This window comes from Mumia sp. Pv4-285 (genome assembly GCF_041320275.1).
Lineage (GTDB): Bacteria > Actinomycetota > Actinomycetes > Propionibacteriales > Nocardioidaceae > Mumia > Mumia qirimensis.
Window position 1 is genome coordinate 1,363,739 of record NZ_CP162023.1, and the last position, 15,340, is coordinate 1,379,078.

11 protein-coding genes are annotated in these 15,340 nt (G+C 68.6%); 3 read left to right on the top strand and 8 right to left on the bottom strand.

Annotation, left to right across the window (positions count from 1 at the left end):
- Positions 1-30: 30 nt before the first annotated feature.
- Complete coding sequence (locus AB3M34_RS06520) at positions 31-2,880, bottom strand: FAD/NAD(P)-binding protein (RefSeq protein ID WP_370618355.1); 2,850 nt, start codon at positions 2,878-2,880, stop codon at positions 31-33.
- Positions 2,881-3,056: 176 nt separating this feature from the next.
- On the opposite strand from AB3M34_RS06520, the gene AB3M34_RS06525 reads away from it, so the two are divergent.
- Positions 3,057-4,343, top strand: coding sequence for a chloride channel protein (locus AB3M34_RS06525; RefSeq protein WP_370618356.1), 1,287 nt, complete (start codon positions 3,057-3,059; stop codon positions 4,341-4,343).
- A 126-nt stretch (positions 4,344-4,469) separates the two neighbouring features.
- On the opposite strand, the gene AB3M34_RS06530 is transcribed toward AB3M34_RS06525, so the two are convergent.
- The 5 genes from AB3M34_RS06530 to AB3M34_RS06550 all read right to left on the bottom strand — a co-directional run bounded on the left by AB3M34_RS06530 (position 4,470) and on the right by AB3M34_RS06550 (position 9,801).
- The gene (locus AB3M34_RS06530; RefSeq protein ID WP_370618358.1) at positions 4,470-5,981 is read right to left on the bottom strand and encodes an HAD family hydrolase; all 1,512 of its coding nucleotides are present in this window, start codon (positions 5,979-5,981) and stop codon (positions 4,470-4,472) included.
- Positions 5,978-7,222: a helix-turn-helix domain-containing protein gene (locus AB3M34_RS06535; protein ID WP_370618360.1), complete on the bottom strand. Its 1,245-nt coding sequence runs from the start codon at positions 7,220-7,222 to the stop codon at positions 5,978-5,980. Before AB3M34_RS06535 ends, AB3M34_RS06530 begins: the two co-directional genes overlap by 4 nt.
- Before the next feature lie 350 nt (positions 7,223-7,572).
- Positions 7,573-8,199 carry a hypothetical protein gene (locus AB3M34_RS06540; protein ID WP_370618362.1) on the bottom strand — a complete coding sequence of 209 codons (627 nt, stop codon included), beginning with the start codon at positions 8,197-8,199 and terminating at the stop codon, positions 7,573-7,575.
- A gap of 241 nt (positions 8,200-8,440) precedes the next feature.
- A complete protein-coding gene (locus AB3M34_RS06545) occupies positions 8,441-9,067 on the bottom strand; it encodes a hypothetical protein (RefSeq protein WP_370618364.1) in 627 nt (208 codons plus the stop codon).
- A gap of 104 nt (positions 9,068-9,171) precedes the next feature.
- Positions 9,172-9,801, bottom strand: coding sequence for a hypothetical protein (locus AB3M34_RS06550; RefSeq protein WP_370618366.1), 630 nt, complete (start codon positions 9,799-9,801; stop codon positions 9,172-9,174).
- Between the two features lie 252 nt (positions 9,802-10,053).
- On the opposite strand from AB3M34_RS06550, the gene AB3M34_RS06555 reads away from it, so the two are divergent.
- Both AB3M34_RS06555 and AB3M34_RS06560 read left to right on the top strand, forming a co-directional pair.
- The gene (locus AB3M34_RS06555) at positions 10,054-11,046 is read left to right on the top strand and encodes a hypothetical protein (protein ID WP_370618368.1); all 993 of its coding nucleotides are present in this window, start codon (positions 10,054-10,056) and stop codon (positions 11,044-11,046) included.
- 182 nt (positions 11,047-11,228) lie between these two features.
- Positions 11,229-11,510: a hypothetical protein gene (locus AB3M34_RS06560; RefSeq protein ID WP_370618370.1), complete on the top strand. Its 282-nt coding sequence runs from the start codon at positions 11,229-11,231 to the stop codon at positions 11,508-11,510.
- Positions 11,511-11,594: 84 nt separating this feature from the next.
- On the opposite strand, the gene AB3M34_RS06565 is transcribed toward AB3M34_RS06560, so the two are convergent.
- The gene (locus AB3M34_RS06565; RefSeq protein ID WP_370618372.1) at positions 11,595-13,436 is read right to left on the bottom strand and encodes an Ig-like domain repeat protein; all 1,842 of its coding nucleotides are present in this window, start codon (positions 13,434-13,436) and stop codon (positions 11,595-11,597) included.
- 78 nt (positions 13,437-13,514) lie between these two features.
- Positions 13,515-15,308 (bottom strand): Ig-like domain repeat protein, encoded by a 1,794-nt coding sequence (locus AB3M34_RS06570; protein ID WP_370618373.1) that lies wholly within the window; start codon positions 15,306-15,308, stop codon positions 13,515-13,517.
- Between the last annotated feature and the right edge of the window lie 32 nt (positions 15,309-15,340).

The window sequence follows — 15,340 nt, forward strand, 5'->3', positions numbered from 1 at the left end:
TGAGTGTCGCTGTGTCCGTTTCAATCCGCCTCAGGCGGGTGTCGGCGTCCGCGTCACCAGCGATCCCGCGCGGCGCGAGTCGAGCGGGGACGGGCGACGGTGCAGCCGTGCACCGAGCAGCGCCTGCGCGCGCTCGGCGTGGCCCGCACTGACGAGGCAGAACAGCAGCGTCTCCTCGACGATCTCGCGCTGAGCGGCAGACCCGCCGACCTTCGCGAGCACGGGCACGGTGTCCTCGAGAAGCGTCGCGGCATCGTCCCACCGACGCTCGGCGGCGGCGAGCAGCGCGTCGCACACGGTCGCGACGACCGAACGCATCGTGGCGTCGTCCGACCGGCGGCAGTGCTGCGCGAGCGCGGCGAGCCGCGAAGGCTGCTCGGAAGCGGCCAGCGCGATCGCCGCGTGGAGCGCGACGAACGGTGTCTCCGGCCGATCCACCATCGCCGGGTCGACGGCGTCGAGGACGCTGGCGATCGGTGGCGGCGCCGTCTCGCCGTCGAACGCGCCGCCGGCAGCACCGGGTACGCCACGGCTGACGGCCGCATCCCAGTCCGACGTGGTCAGGCGCCAGCGCCACAGCAGCGACGCCGAGTCGATGAGCGCGCGGACGCCAGTGACGGTCGGCGGGGCCAGCTGCGAGTAGTACCGACGGCGTACGGCCTCCGTGTCCCCGAGCGCGAGCTCGTGCAGCGCCGCGTGCCAGGAGAAGTGTGCGCGGTGGCTGGCCGACCGGCCGCTCTCGGTGACCCAGTGGTCGAGCCAGACGCGGCCTCCCTCGTGCTGGCCCGTCTCGTACATGACGTGGGTCTGCGCGTGCACGGCGTGGCCCGACGACGGCTCGCACGACAGCGCACTCTCGGCGAGCAGCCCCGCCTCCTCGAAGCGATTCTGATCCTGACGGGTGAACGCCAGCAGCGAGATGTACCACCAGTGGTCGCCGTACGCGGGTGCGAGTCCTTCGACGAGGTCCCACGCCTCCTGCTGGACGTCGGTGACGCCGGAGAAGGCGATCGTCGGCACCGCAGCGGAGACCGCCAGGATGTCTCGCGGGTGTCCGGCGATGTGGTTCATCAATGCGCGAGCGCCCTGGTGCCGTACGTCCTTGACGCGTTGAGCGACCACGTCGACGAGGCTGCGCTCGCGCTCGTCGCCGCGCTTGAGCACCGCCTGCAAGGCGGCTTCGAGCGAGGCCTGGACGTCGGCGTCGGCACCCGCCTCGTGACCGAGGAGCGCGAGGGTCGCGTGACCGAGAGCGAAGTCCGGGTCGAGCGCGACGGCCTCGCGCAGCGGGACCTCGACGTCGTCCTGGAGCCGCATGAGCCGCTCGAGCCCGGCGTTGTACGCGGTCGCCGCCTCGGCCGTGGTCGAGATCGGCAGGCCGAGGGGATCGCGCGGACGTGCCGCCGGGTGGTGGCCGCTGACGATGCGTCCGTCGGCAAGGCGGCGCGGTAGCGGCGCGATCGCGTCGAGCACGGCGGTGGAGAGGGCGAGCGCCTGGCTACGGATCTCGGGAACCGCCGTCGACTCCCAGAGCTCGCCGCGTCGAAGCGCGCCGAGCGTCCACAGCGGAGCATCGGTGCGCCCCTCGGAGTCGACGAGCCGCGCCTGCTCCGTACGGAAACCCATGCCCGCGGTCGACACGACGGCGGTCGACGCGCCGCCACGCGGCCGCAGCAGGTCGTCGAGGAACGGGTCGCCGAGGAGCCTGATGTCGGCCTGTGGACCCGTACAATTCACGACCCAGCCCACGTCGTACGAGGTGCTGCCCTCATCGCTTCTGCCGCCGACCCGCACCCGCAGCCCGCCGGTCGGCAACGGCTCGGCGTCGACCACCGATCCCGCCGACAGCACGAGGCGCCCCGCGTCGCGAAGCCCGTCGACGAGAGTGGCGCTGGACGGAGGCATGCGGTGGCGGAGGACGTTCCAGGCGCCCGCGTCGGAAGCGAGGAACGCGGCGCGGTCCTCCTCGCTGAGCCGTCCCCAGAGCGCGCTGACCTGGAACCGCAGCCCATCGACCGCCGGACGCCAGTCACCGCTGTCGCGCTCCACCGTCTCGAGGTGCCGGCGGACCTGCGCGCGGATGTCGCTCAGCGACGTGCCCCACTCCGACACGTCCGGGATCGCCGCAAGCTTGAGCGCCGGCACGTGCGCACGGGGGAGGCGCCCGTGGCGGGATATCGCGTGGACGACACGGTCGGACCGGTTGGCCTGGTCGGTGAGGGAGAGCGTGACGTCGACCATCGTGAGGCCCGTGCCGACGAGGAGGACGTCGCCGGGCCCTGAGCGGTCGCGGCGTACGACGTCGAGCGCACCGGCTGCCCACGGGTCGGGTACGAAGAACGCGGAGCTGCGCAGCGACTCGGGTGCCCAGGCGTGGCCGGCGGCCGGGAGGCCGGTCGCGACCACGACGGCGTCGGCCTCGAGCTCGCGACCGTCGCTGGTCGCGACGACGGCGCCCGAACCCGTACGGCGCAGGCTGACCGCGCGCGCTCGTACGTGGTGCAGGGAGGCGAACTCGCCGGGCGGACCCTGATAGGTCTCGGTCAGCGTCTCGTCGAGGTAGCGCGCGTACTGGCGGCGCCGAGCGAACGTCGCAGGGTCTCCGCCGTCGATCTCCTCGCGTGTCCGCCAGCCGACGAAGTGCGCCGGGTCCTCGGGCAGCGCGCTCATGCCGGCTGCGGGGACGTTGAGGAGGTGCTGGTCGTCGAGCGTGCCGAAGGACGTGCCGCGTCCCCACCGGTCGGCGGGATCGACGAGCACGACGTCGATGCCGGTGGAACGTCGGCCGGCGGTGCGCGCGAGGTGCAGGGCGACGAGCGTGCCGGCGGCGCCTGCTCCCACGATCACGATCGATGGTCGGGTGCTGCGGGTGGTCGCCACGGCGTTCTCCTCGGCGGAGCGGGAATGGACTCGGGTAAGTGTAGTGACCAAGTCTAGTTTCACGAAGGAGAAGTCACACACCCGGTCGGGAATCGCCAGCGTGTCGCGGGCCGAGCGGGGAGGTGCAACGATGGCGCTCGTCGTCTGACGCGCGGACGGCGGGGAGGCAGGCGCTCGTGGCGGACCAACCAGGCACCCTTCAGATCGCTCCGCTCGCGCAGTCGCGCGACTTCTGGCGCCTCATCCGCGACGCCGTCGTCTTCGGCGTCGTGCTGGCCTTCGGCGGACTCGCGTTCCTGTTCGTCGTGGAGAACGGCAACTTCTGGGGGGACCCGACCACCAACGAGTGGTGGGGCGGCCACTGGTGGTGGGTCGCGGTGACCGTCGCGACCGGGCTGGTCGTCGGGCTCATCCGGCACTTCCTGCACATGCCCGAGCACCCTCCGGGCCTCATCGACGAGCTCGAGGACGAGCACGTCGAGCCGAGAAGCGTGCCGGGGACGGTCGCAGTGTCGGCGGTGTCGCTCGTCGGCGGCGCCAGCCTCGGTCCGGAGGCGGCGCTCGGCTCGATGGGCGGCGGTCTCGGCACCCTGGTCGGCCAGCGGCGTACCGATCCGGACATGCAGAAGGCGACAACGCTCACCGGCATCTCGGGTGCGTACGGCGGTCTGCTCGCGTCACCGATCGTCGCGACGCTGCTCGTGCTCGAGCTGGCCAAGCCGCACCGTCGCCGGTTCACCCACATCGTGTTCGGGTCGCTCGTGTCGTCGACGGTGGCGTTCGCGATCTTCTACCCGATCGCGGGGACGACGTTCCTCGGCCTCTACGACGTGCCTTCGTACGACTTCAAGGACTGGCACCTGCTCGGCGGCGTCGTGCTCGGTCTCGCTGCGGCGGTGGCGGCCCTCGTCCTGGCAGTCATCACGGGTGTCGTCCGCAAGCTGGTCGCCCCGCTCGAGGGGAAGACCGTGCTGCGCCCGGTGGTCGGCGGGCTGGTGTTCGGAGTGGTGGCAGTCGTGCTCCCGCTGACGCTGTTCACCGGGAGCGACCAGCTCGAGACGGTGATCAAGTCAGGCTCGAGCCTCGGCGCAGGCTTCCTCCTCGTGGTCGTGCTGGCGAAGATGATCACGTTCGCTGTCTGCATGGAGACGGGGTTCATCGGCGGGCCGTTCTTCCCGATGCTGTTCATGGGCGGGACGTATGGCTACGCGATCCACCTGCTGGTGCCGGACGTGCCCGTGGCACTCGCGTTCAGCTGTGGTTTTGCGGCACTGCCCGGCGCGATCGTCGCCGCTCCGTTCACGCTCGTGATGCTGGCGGCGCTCATGATGGACCTCGGCGCGGTCGAGACCGTGCCGATCGCGCTCGCGGTGCTCACGTCGTACATCACGGTGACGGGATCGGGCGTGCTGGTCGCGATGGCGAACCGCAAGGCCCACCGCGTGCCCGCCGACGCGGGCTGAGTCGGCTCACTCCGCTGCGTCCGTTGGGGTACCCCAACGGACGCGCACCGACCCGACCTCCCCGCTGGGGTCAGTGCGGACCTGATGGGATACCCGAACGAAGCCGCTCGTCCGAAGCGAAGCCGCTCAGCCGGCGAAGCGGCGCAGCCGTGACGCGCTCGCCAGCACGACGAGCGAGCTTGCCGCAAGCGCCAACGCGGCGCCCATCGGCGGGAGCAGGCCGACAGCGGCGGCGACCATGGCGACCCCGGTGTACGCGAAGGCGGCGCGTGTTGTCGAGCGCACCGTGCCGTCGATCGTCCGGGCGAGCGTGAGCGCGGTGACGGCTTCGGTGACGTCGCCCTCCGTGAGGGTCACGACCGACGTCTCCGACCCGTCCGCACCGGCGCTCAGGGCCAGCTCGGCGTCGGTCAGCACGGCGACCGTAGCACCGGCGTCCCGCAGGTCCGACACGAGCGCAGCCGTGCTCGTCGGGCCAGCTTCGGCGACGAACCGGTCGATGCCCACCTGCTCGGCGATGTCCTTGGCGGTCAGGGGGTCCGTCGCCATGACGAGGACCGGATCGACCCCGATCCGGCGGAGGTCGTCGTTGGCCGCCTTCGCCGTCGGGCGTACGGCGTCGACGACGGTGATCGTGCCGAGAGGTCGCCCGTCGACCTCGACCCCGACCGTCGTGCCGACACGGTCGGTGACGTCGATGCCCATCCAGTCGGGGCGGCCGACACGCACGGGATGGCGATCGACCGACCCCGTGATGCCGAGCCCCGGAAGCGCTTCGACGTCGGAGAGCCGGCCGCGCGTGGAGAGCTTCGCGATCGCCTTGCCGACCGGGTGGCTCGACGCATGCTCGAGCGCACCGGCGAACCAGCGGAGATTGCGTTCGTGATCGGAGACGAACGGGTCGACCGACGCGACGCGCATGCCGGACGCGACGGTGCTCAGGCCGTTGAGCACGACGACGTCGACGCGTCGGCTCGCGGTCAACGTCGCGACGTCGTCGATCACCACGCCGAGTGCATCGCCGCGGCGCGTGCCGTACCGGTAGACCGCAGGAAGGGCGAGGCCCACAGCGCCAGGGCACGCCGCGACCGTCACGGCGACACCTGCCGCGAGCGCGCGCGCCGGACGCGCGTCGATCGCGAGCCACACGCCCGCCGTGGCGATGGCGATCACGAGGGCGGTCGGCACCATCCAGGTGGGCACCGGCGTCTGCCCGGCCTCTGCCTCTCGGCGGATCCCCCGACATGCGAGGACGACGACGCCGACGACGGCGGCCACACCGAGGTCGGGCGCGGGACCGTTCGTGAGGAGGGCGCCGATGGACCACGCGCACGAGGCTGCGACCGCGACGAGCGAGAGGGTCGTGAGGGCAAGCCGGCGATGGCGCAGCTCGCTCAGTGCCTCCGTACGGAGCGTCCAGAGGCACGCCAGCGAGACGGCGCTCCCGGTCGCGACCACGACCTCACGCCACGAGGGGAACCGGACGACCGGAGTCGAGCAGACCACCACGATGCCGATCGCGAGCGCGGCGATCATCCCGAGCGCCATCCGCCCCGCCGGGGATGCGTGCGGGCGGTGCGCAGTCGCAGGCGTACGCCCGTCGCTGGGCGCGCGTGCATCGGTCGAGGCTGTCGTCACGACGGCTCCTCGTTGAGGTAGCGCTCGAAGTCGCTCTGGTCGCCGGCGACCCACAACGGGACGCTGGCCTTGAGCACCAGGGTCAGCTGGACGACGAACTCCGGGTCGTGCAGCGCCTCGCCGAACAGCTCGTTGATGCGCTTCCAGCGGTAGCGCACCGTCTGCGCGTGCACTCCCAGGCGTGCCGCGATCGCGGGAGCGCTGTCACGGGTCTGCAACCAGTCGAGGAGGGTCTCGGAGAGGATCTCTCGAGAGTTGGGGGTCTCGGCGAAGAGGGGGACGAGGAGCTCCTGCGCCAGCTGACGGCGTAGCGCGGGCTCGGAGTGCAGCCACAGCAGCGTGCGGTAGTCGACGCATTCGATGACGTCGTCAGCGGAGATGATGCCCTTGTCGGCGAGCTCGAGCGCACGGAGTGTCCACCGCCGTGCGTCGCCGACGTCGCTGGTCGCGACCTTCCAGCTCGCCGCGATCCTGATCGTGGGCGCGACATCGCGCAGCTGTCCGACGACGGCATCACGATCGTCGGCGGAGCAGAGGTACGTCGCTGGACCGGGCGAGAGGCGGACGAGCACATCGATGCCGGAGTCGACGAGCTCCGGCATCTCCCGCCCGCCCGAAGCGTCGGCGCTGAGGACGACAAGTCGCGAGGGAATCGCCCAAGCGGCGTTCATCGCGAGGGCGTCGATCTCGTCCTGCCCGGCGTCGTCGAAGAAGGCTTCGATCAACCGTCGACGTGCCGCTCCGACGTCGCTGTCCTGCGCGCGCCGGGCCGCATCGTAACCCGTTGTGACCTGGTTGCTGAGATGGTCGAGGTACCCGAAGACGTCGTCGCCGATCTTGCCGAGCACATCCGCTGACAGGTCGTGCGTCGACGCGATGGTGCGGAGCTCCGTCCACGCTTCCCGTCCGGCGACCTGGAGGGCCTCGCGGATCGCGGTGAGGTCGTGGCCGTCGGCTGCCTCGGCGTGGCCCATCCGTCGGAAGAGATCGTCGACTCGGGCGCCGGTCGAGGACGGCTTGCCGAGCACCATGTCGAGGAAGTGGCTGATCGCGCCCGTCGCGGCGGTGGTGATGAGCTTGTGACGTCGGCCGGATGCCGATCCTGCGAAGGCGGGGACCTCGCGCTGGATCTTGCTGGAGATCCGCTCGACCAGACCGTCGAGGGTCGGCTTGACGAGGTTGACGATGCCGGGAGGGATCTCGTCCGGCGAGCGCATGTGGTCGGTCCCAGCCTCGATCATGCCGGGGTCCTCGTGATGGCTTGATGGTGATCCATGGCTGGGCCGCCCCTCCTGCGGTGTGCCGTGCATCACATTTCCTATCACAGAGAAACGACGTTACGGTCCCGCAGGGCGCCGAAAGGAGGGAGGGTATCCGGCTGCCCTGCGGGGCGTAGGACAAGCAAATCAGCGCATTCTCGAGGTGTGCCAGTCGATGCGCGCGATTGGGGCAGGACTCGGACGGATATCCATCGGTGCCCCTTCACAGCCACAGTCCTTCGGATCGCTATCCCACCGCAGCTGGTCCGGACACAGGTCGGGGGTGGCGCGAGCGTCGCTCGTGCCACCCCCGGGTCGGGCTTGGTGGTGGGTCAGGGGTTGGTGGCGGAGATGAACTTGGCGTTGGAGACGGCGAGGGTCATGTTGCCGTCGCCGGGGACGAGCTGGTTGATGATGAGGGTGTTGAGCAGGCAGTGCTCGAAGTCGCCGATGGTGAAGGATCCGGCGAGGTTGCCGCCGTTGGCGATGTTAAAGCTCTCGCCGGCAGGAGTGTTGGCCGACAGCGTCACCGGGTCCTTGGTGCGGCAGTTCGACCCGACGAACGAGGGGATGCCGCCGATGAGGACGTTGGAGAGCCGGATGTAGTACGAGGCGGTGGACTCGACGCGGGCGATGTTGCCGTCACGGATGATCCGACCGCTCAGCGGCGCGGCCTCTTCGAAGTTGACCTGTGCCTTGATCGGGAGGAATCCGAGGATGTGGAACTTGGTGTCGGCGGGGGAGATCGGCATGTGGCCGGTGAAGGTGCCGTCGGCGCCCTGGATGGCGAGCTGCATCTTGGTGGGCTTGATCCACAGGTCGGAGTCGGTGGAGTGGATGTGGGTCCAGCCGTTGGCGTCGTACTCGTAGTTGAGCGTGACTGCCTGGGCAGGCACCGCGGTGAGGAGGGTGAGCGCGACAGCCGACGCCGCAACAGCAAGGGCACGAAGCTTCTTCATTGGTGGGCTCCCAAACGTGTGTTGAGATCTGCGCATGCAGCGGACGCTGCATGCGCTGAGCCCACCAGAAGAGTGATGAAGCTCGCAGCGATCACCGCCGTCCGGGAGACAATCCCGGATGAATCAACGATCACGAGGCTGAGCGGAGTCCATGCCTCGGATAGTCGTCCGAGGTCGCGACACAGGTCGGGGGTGGCGCGAGCATCGCTCGTGCCACCCCCGGGTCGGGCTTGGTGGTGGGTCAGGGGTTGGTGGCAGAGATGAACTTGGCGTTGGAGACGGCGAGGGTCATGTTGCCGTCGCCGGGGACGAGCTGGTTGATGATGAGGGTGTTGAGCAGGCAGTGCTCGAAGTCGCCGATGGTGAAGGATCCGGCGAGGTTGCCGCCGGTCGCGATGTTGAAGATCTCGCCGGCCGGCGTGCTGACGTTCAGCGTCACCGGATCCTTGGTGCGGCAGTTCGACCCGACGGGCGAAGGGATGCCGCCGATGAGGACGTTGGAGAGCCGGATGTAGTACGAGGCGGTGGACTCGACGCGGGCGATGTTGCCCACGCGGATGACTCCGCCGTCCAACGGGGCAGCTTCTTCGAAGTTGACCTGTGCCTTGATCGGGAGGAACCCGAGGACCTCGAACTTGGTGTCGGCGGGGGAGATCGGCATGTGGCCGGTGAAGGTGCCGTCGGCGCCCTGGATGGCGAGCTGCATCTTGGTGGGCTTGATCCACAGGTCGGAGTCGGTGGAGTGGATGTGGGTCCAGCCGTTGGCGTCGTACTCGTAGTTGAGGGTGACGGCGTTGGCGGGTACGGCGGTGAGGAGGGTGAGAGCGGCGGCTGCGGCCGCCACGGCAAGGGCACGAAGCTTCTTCATGGGGGGATCCTCTGCGTTGGGGTGTGGACGTGGGATGGATGGATCGACAAGGGCGGATGCGGAACAGCCGTCCGCATCCGCCCGTGGTCACCCTGACCGAGAGATCAGGTGATGTTGACCGCGCCGCCGGCGGTGGTCACGAGGTAGTCGCCGTCGAAGGTTGCCGGGTCTCCGTTCGCGACGAGCCCAAGGCAGGTCGTGCCGTTCAGGAGGGTGACGGTGAGTCCGGTCGAGTTGTTGATGGACAGGACCTGGGTTGTCTCGCTGAACGACGCAGCGACGGAGCCGGTCACCTGGAAGTCGCACGTGGTTCCGCCGACCTGGTCGGTCACGCGCGCATTGATTCCGGTGATGGTTCCAGTCCACACCGTCGGACCATTGGGGTCGTTGGCGAGGTTGAGGTTCCAGTTGCCAGCACCCTTCGTCACGCCCATCGGCAGACCGCCGGGGCCGGTGCACCCGGTGAAACCGATGGACGTGATCGCGGCGACCGGGTTGTTCACCGCTGCGCCGGTGGTGACCGCCCCGGAGCCATTGGACGAGGTGCAGGACATGGGGAGAAGCGGCACGGTGAAGCTGAGTGCGCCGGTGGACGCGAAGGTTGCGGCGCCACTGCCGTACCCGCCGCCGACCTTGACGTCCCACGGGGCGTTGGCGTGGGCGGTGCCGGCGGCTCCGCCGACGAGTGCGATGGCGCTGGCCGCGATTGCCGCGGTGCGGATGAGCTTCTTCACGGGACATCCTCCTGTGACTGGGTGCAGCGGGGTCGCTGCGGTGGTGGAACCGACTCCACCAGAGCACGACGTGATCCACATCACCCACAGGGCGAATTGGTTCCACATCTGGATGAATCCACCGCATCGGTCCCGTCGACACTGCAGGATTCGGATTTTCATCTGAACCAGCGATCAGACATTCGTCCGAGTTGCCGCCCGGATTGACCGCATGCGTTGAGGGAGGCGGCGTCTCCATGCGAGCGTGGCTCCATGAACTTGAGTGTCGGCGGCCGTGTGCGCCGTGTGGTCGGCCTGATGGCGGTCGTCTGCCCGCTCCTTCTCGGCGGCGTGGCCAGCGCCGAACCCGATGCTGAGTTTCCGAATGTGCCTGCAACAAGGTTTGAAGGCTTGAGGGGCGGCGGGGGAACAGCCCTCGCCTACGTCGCCCCCGCACAGCAGTGGGTGAGGGCGACGAAGATCCCGATGGCTGCAGATATCGTCACCATCACCACGCCGCCGGACGTCTTGTGCCGTGAGTACTTCGACGACGCGGACTGTGTGCCGGCGCCGGGCGCGTTTCAGCGCATCATCGCTGACGCTCTCGCCTACCCGACCAACCACGCCAAGCCGATCGAGAAGACGACGTTCTTCGATTTCCCGGAGATTCCGGTGAGGACTGTCGGTTTCGGCTCGGTCCCGGTGACGGCGACCGCACAAATTCGCTTGCAGGCAAACGACGAAGGATTGCCGGTCGGTCTATACGCGGTCACCATCATCGACCGGTATCTGTCTGGCACTGGGCCCTGCCCGAAGGAATGCGGCCACGGGGTTAACTCTTACGACCACGTCCACGACACACCGGTCTCCGGCACCGTGGACGTTCGACTTCGGGACGTGAAAATCGACGGCCGCCAGGTCGAGGTTGGAGACCGTTGCTGGGCCCGAGGGGCGCACCTGGAGGCTCGTGGAATTGGTTACTTCGGTCCTAAGGTGGGGCAGGAGAATTACCCCGACGTGCCAAACGTCCCGATCGGGGGCTACTACGCCGCGATAGGTGGCGAGCTCAACGGGACGTTGGACGTTCCACGATTCAGCGGATGTGGAGCAGGTAGAGAAGACCTGAGCCCCATGATCTCCGCTCTCGCGTCGGGCAAGGGCTTCCCGCTCAAGATGTTCCAGTCGTCGATGACGGGGCGCGCGTGTCCCCGCGATGAGGCAACGTGCATCTATCCAAAGCCGTATCCGTCTCCCCCGCGAGACTGATCTGCCGTACGAACTGTGAGCCGAGCCGACCTGGGTCCGTACGGACCCAGGTCGGGTCACGTTACGACGCAGGCCGGTTGCGAGGTTGGCGGCGTGGTAAGTGGCGGTGGCTGTGAGCGGGTCGCCGTTGGCGATGAGGCCGACGCAACCGCCCGTCATGTTGCTCACCGTGGGACCCGCTGGTGATGGTTCCGTTCCAGACGGTGGGTCCGCCGCCGGTGATGGACAGGTTCCAGCCCGCTAGGGTTGCGGTCATCGGCAGACCACCGATCCAGCTGCAGCCGGTGAAGCCGATGCTGGCGTGCGGGTTGGCGACGGATGCGCCGACCTTGAGCGACCCCGTGCCGATGGACGAGCTGCAGCCCATGCCGACCAGCGGGACGTTGAATCCGATCGCCCTGACCGAGGTGAACTTCACGCTCGCAGGGATGAGACGCTTCGCGGACTACCCGAGCCCCGCCTAGGCTTCGGATGTTCACATGAGTCGTCGGGGGATCGCCGAGGGCCCGGGTGATTTCACCCGGGCCCTCATGATGGTCAGAGACGGGTCAGCGTTTGCGGATCTTGACTTTGATCGTCTTGGTGGCCTTGTTGATGGTGCTGGATCCGAGGTATCGGATGGTGAGCTTGGTCTTGCCGGCCTTCTTGAGCTTCTTGAGGGTGACGACAGCGGTGCCGTTGCTCTTGAGGCGGGCGGTGCCGATCTTCTTCTTGCCCTGGTAGACGGCGACGGTGCCGCCTGCGCGGACGCCGGTGGCGCGGACGGTGACGGCGATCTTGGCCTTGGTCTTCTTGGCCACGATCTTCTTGGTCTTGGCTTTGGCGGCGATCGCGGCGTTGGCCTTGGCTACACCGACGCGCACGGTGGTGGCTGAGGGTTTGGTGGTGGTGTTGCCGGCGTAGCGGACGGTCAGGGTGTGGGTGCCAGGGGCGAGGGTCGTCTTGGCGAGGGTGAGGGTCGCGCGGCCCGCGATGGAGTTGCCGCTGGAGAGGCGTCGGGTGCCCTTGTAGAGGTCGACGCGGCCGGTGGCGTTGGACGGTGAGAGGGTCACGCTGACGCGCGGGGTGGTGGTGCCGTAGCGGACGGTTCCTGCGCTCGCACGCAGCGATGAGGCGACCTGCGGGCGGGCGACCGGTGCCGTGGCGGTGGAGGTTGCCTTAGCGGTCTCCGAGCCCTGGGTGGCGGTCTGTTCGATGCTGATCCGCTTGCCGAGCAATGTTGTCGTCAACGAGAGCGTTGCGTTGGTGGCGCCGGGGATCGGGGCTCCGTCGGCGAGCCACTGCGTGGTCGTGGACTCGGGGGTGCCCGAAAAGGTTGCTGGGGTGACGGTGAGGGTGCTGCCGAGGAGCGAGCTGCCGCTGATTCGGGGGGCACGTACCGGTGTCAACGCCCGGTAGAGCACCGTATGCCCGACACTGCTGCTCGCCGCCGCGGCCGGTGACTTTCCGTCGAGGGCGGCGGGTGCGACGAGGAGATTGTCGAGCGGGGGACCCGCCTGCCCCCACAAATAGACGTGGCCCGATTCCGCGACGGCGATGAAGTTTGCGCCCGTCGACGAAGCGTCAACGATCGAGTCCTCGACCAAACCCTCGGGGAGCTCGATTCCGGCCGCGCCATACCCGAAGGCTCCGAGCGGCCATGTGTGCATGCGCCCGTCGTCGGTGCGGACGGCGTTATGCGACCCTCCCGTGAAGAGGATGCGTTCTACGTGACCCTGGATCGAGTCGGGCACGTCGAGTGGACTGGGCAGACCCAGGGGGTCCCCCCAGCCGACGATCGTTCCGTCGGCCTTGAGGGCGAACGCTGCACGCTGGCTGGAAGAGACGTCGACGACGTCGGTGAGTCCGGCGGGTGGGATGTAGGGGCCGGTCCAGAACGCGCCCCAGCCGGTGATGGTGCCGTCGGACTTGAGGGCGTAGGCGATGTTGGTGCCGAGGCTGATGTCGACAACGTCGCGCAGGCCGGCGGGGACGCGGTTGATCAGTGAGGAGGTGGCGCCCCACGCGACGACCGTGCCGTCAGCCTTCAATGCGGCGACGTTGGTTCCATTGCCTGCAATCTGCACCACGTTGCTGAGCCCTGCTGGCATCCCGGTGACGAGGGTGGAGCGCGGGACAGACTGGCTCCAGCCGGCGACCGTCCCGTCAGCCATCACCGCGAACGTGGCCTGTCCGGCCCCTTCGATGCTGACCACAGCTTTCGAGGTGACGGCGGTCGGGATGGGGTCCATGTCGTCGTTGTTCTGCGCCCAAGAGACCACGTGCCCTGCGTCCGACAGCGGCACGTCGCCGTCCGGGTCGGCTTGGGAGGTTGAAGCGAGGGTGAGGGTGGCCGCGGCGAGGGCGGTCACGGTGAGCCCGGCGGTGGCGCGGGTGAGTCTGCTGATCATGCGGGCGTTCCTTCCGAAAGGGGGATGGTGCCGCACCCGGGTCACGGGTGCGGCACCACACGGCGGTAGAGAGACGGGTCAGCGTTTGCGGATCTTGACTTTGATCGTCTTGGTGGCCTTGTTGATGGTGCTGGATCCGAGGTATCGGATGGTGAGCTTGGTCTTGCCGGCCTTCTTGAGCTTCTTGAGGGTGACGACAGCGGTGCCGTTGCTCTTGAGGCGGGCGGTGCCGATCTTCTTCTTGCCCTGGTAGACGGCGACGGTGCCGCCTGCGCGGACGCCGGTGGCGCGGACGGTGACGGCGATCTTGGCCTTGGTCTTCTTGGCCACGATCTTCTTGGTCTTGGCTTTGGCGGCGATCGCGGCGTTGGCCTTGGCTACACCGACGCGCACGGTGGTGGCTGAGGGTTTGGTGGTGGTGTTGCCGGCGTAGCGGACGGTCAGGGTGTGGGTGCCAGGGGCGAGGGTCGTCTTGGCGAGGGTGAGGGTCGCGCGGCCCGCGATGGAGTTGCCGCTGGAGAGGCGTCGGGTGCCCTTGTAGAGGTCGACGCGGCCGGTGGCGTTGGACGGTGAGAGGGTCACGCTGACGCGCGGGGTGGTGGTGCCGTAGCGGACGGTTCCTGCGCTCGCACGCAGCGATGAGGCGACCTGCGGGCGGGCGACCGGTGCCGTGGCGGTGGAGGTTGCCTTAGCGGTCTCCGAGCCCTGGGTGGCGGTCTGTTCGATGCTGATCCGCTTGCCGAGCAATGTTGTCGTCAACGAGAGCGTTGCGTTGGTGGCGCCGGGGATCGGGGCTCCGTCGGCGAGCCACTGCGTGGTCGTGGACTCGGGGGTGCCCGAAAAGGTTGCTGGGGTGACGGTGAGGGTGCTGCCGAGGAGCGAGCTGCCGCTGATGCGGGGGGCACGTGCGGTGGCGAGCGCCTTGTAGAGCACGACATGTGTGCCGTTGGCGCCACTCGCGACAGCGACCGGTGTCTTGCCGTCGAGTGCCGCGGGCGCGGTGAGGAGGTCCTCATACGCGGGACCATCCTGACCCCACAGGTAGACGTGTCCCGATTCCGCGATAGCGATGTGGTTGGCTCCGGTCGACGAGGCATCGACGATTGAATCGTCGCTGAGGCCATCCGGTGGTTGGTTGTTGAAAGCCCCTGCGAGTGGCCAGGTATGCATCTTCCCGTCCGTTGTGCGCAAGGCGTTGGCGTGCCCCCACGTGTACAGGAAGCGATCGACGTGACCTTGGACCTCGGGCGGCACCTCCCGCCACTCGGGAACCATTGGATCCCCCCAAGACACGACGGTGCCATCCGCTTTGAGCGCGAAGGCGATGCGTGCGCTGGCGGAGATATCGACGACGTCAGCGAGGCCCGCGGGCGGGAGGTAGGGACCGGTCCAGAAGGCGCCCCAACCGGTGACGGTGCCGTCGGACTTGAGGGCGTAGGCGATGTTGGTGCCGAGGCTGATGTCGACAACGTCACGCAGGCCGGCGGGGACGCGGTTGATCAGTGAGGAGGTGGCGCCCCACGCGACGACCGTGCCGTCAGCCTTCAATGCGGCGACGTTGGTTCCATTGGCGGCGATCTGCACGACGTTGCTGAGGCCCGCTGGCATCCCAGACACCAGCGTCGACCGCGGGATCGACTGGCTCCAACCGGCAACGGTTCCGTCTGCCATCACTGCGAAGTTGGCGTCGCCCGCCGCCGCGACGCTGACCACGGCCTTGGTGTTCACCACGCTCGGGACTGGCTCCATAGTGCCCAGCCTGGACCAGGCGACGATCTTGCCAGCGTCCTCCAACGGCACAGAGCCGTTGGGGTTCGCCTGTGCGGTCTGAGCGGGGGCGAGGGTGAGGGTGGCCGCGGCGAGGGCGGTCACGGTGAGCCCGGCGGTGGCGCGGGTGAGTCTGC

Coding starts and splice junctions, on each gene's coding strand:
- AB3M34_RS06535 (WP_370618360.1), bottom strand. CDS start 7,222: ATGATCGAGGCTGGGACCGACCACATGCGCTCGCCGGACGAGATCCCT.
- AB3M34_RS06540 (WP_370618362.1), bottom strand. CDS start 8,199: ATGAAGAAGCTTCGTGCCCTTGCTGTTGCGGCGTCGGCTGTCGCGCTC.
- AB3M34_RS06545 (WP_370618364.1), bottom strand. CDS start 9,067: ATGAAGAAGCTTCGTGCCCTTGCCGTGGCGGCCGCAGCCGCCGCTCTC.
- AB3M34_RS06555 (WP_370618368.1), top strand. CDS start 10,054: ATGAACTTGAGTGTCGGCGGCCGTGTGCGCCGTGTGGTCGGCCTGATG.
- AB3M34_RS06565 (WP_370618372.1), bottom strand. CDS start 13,436: ATGATCAGCAGACTCACCCGCGCCACCGCCGGGCTCACCGTGACCGCC.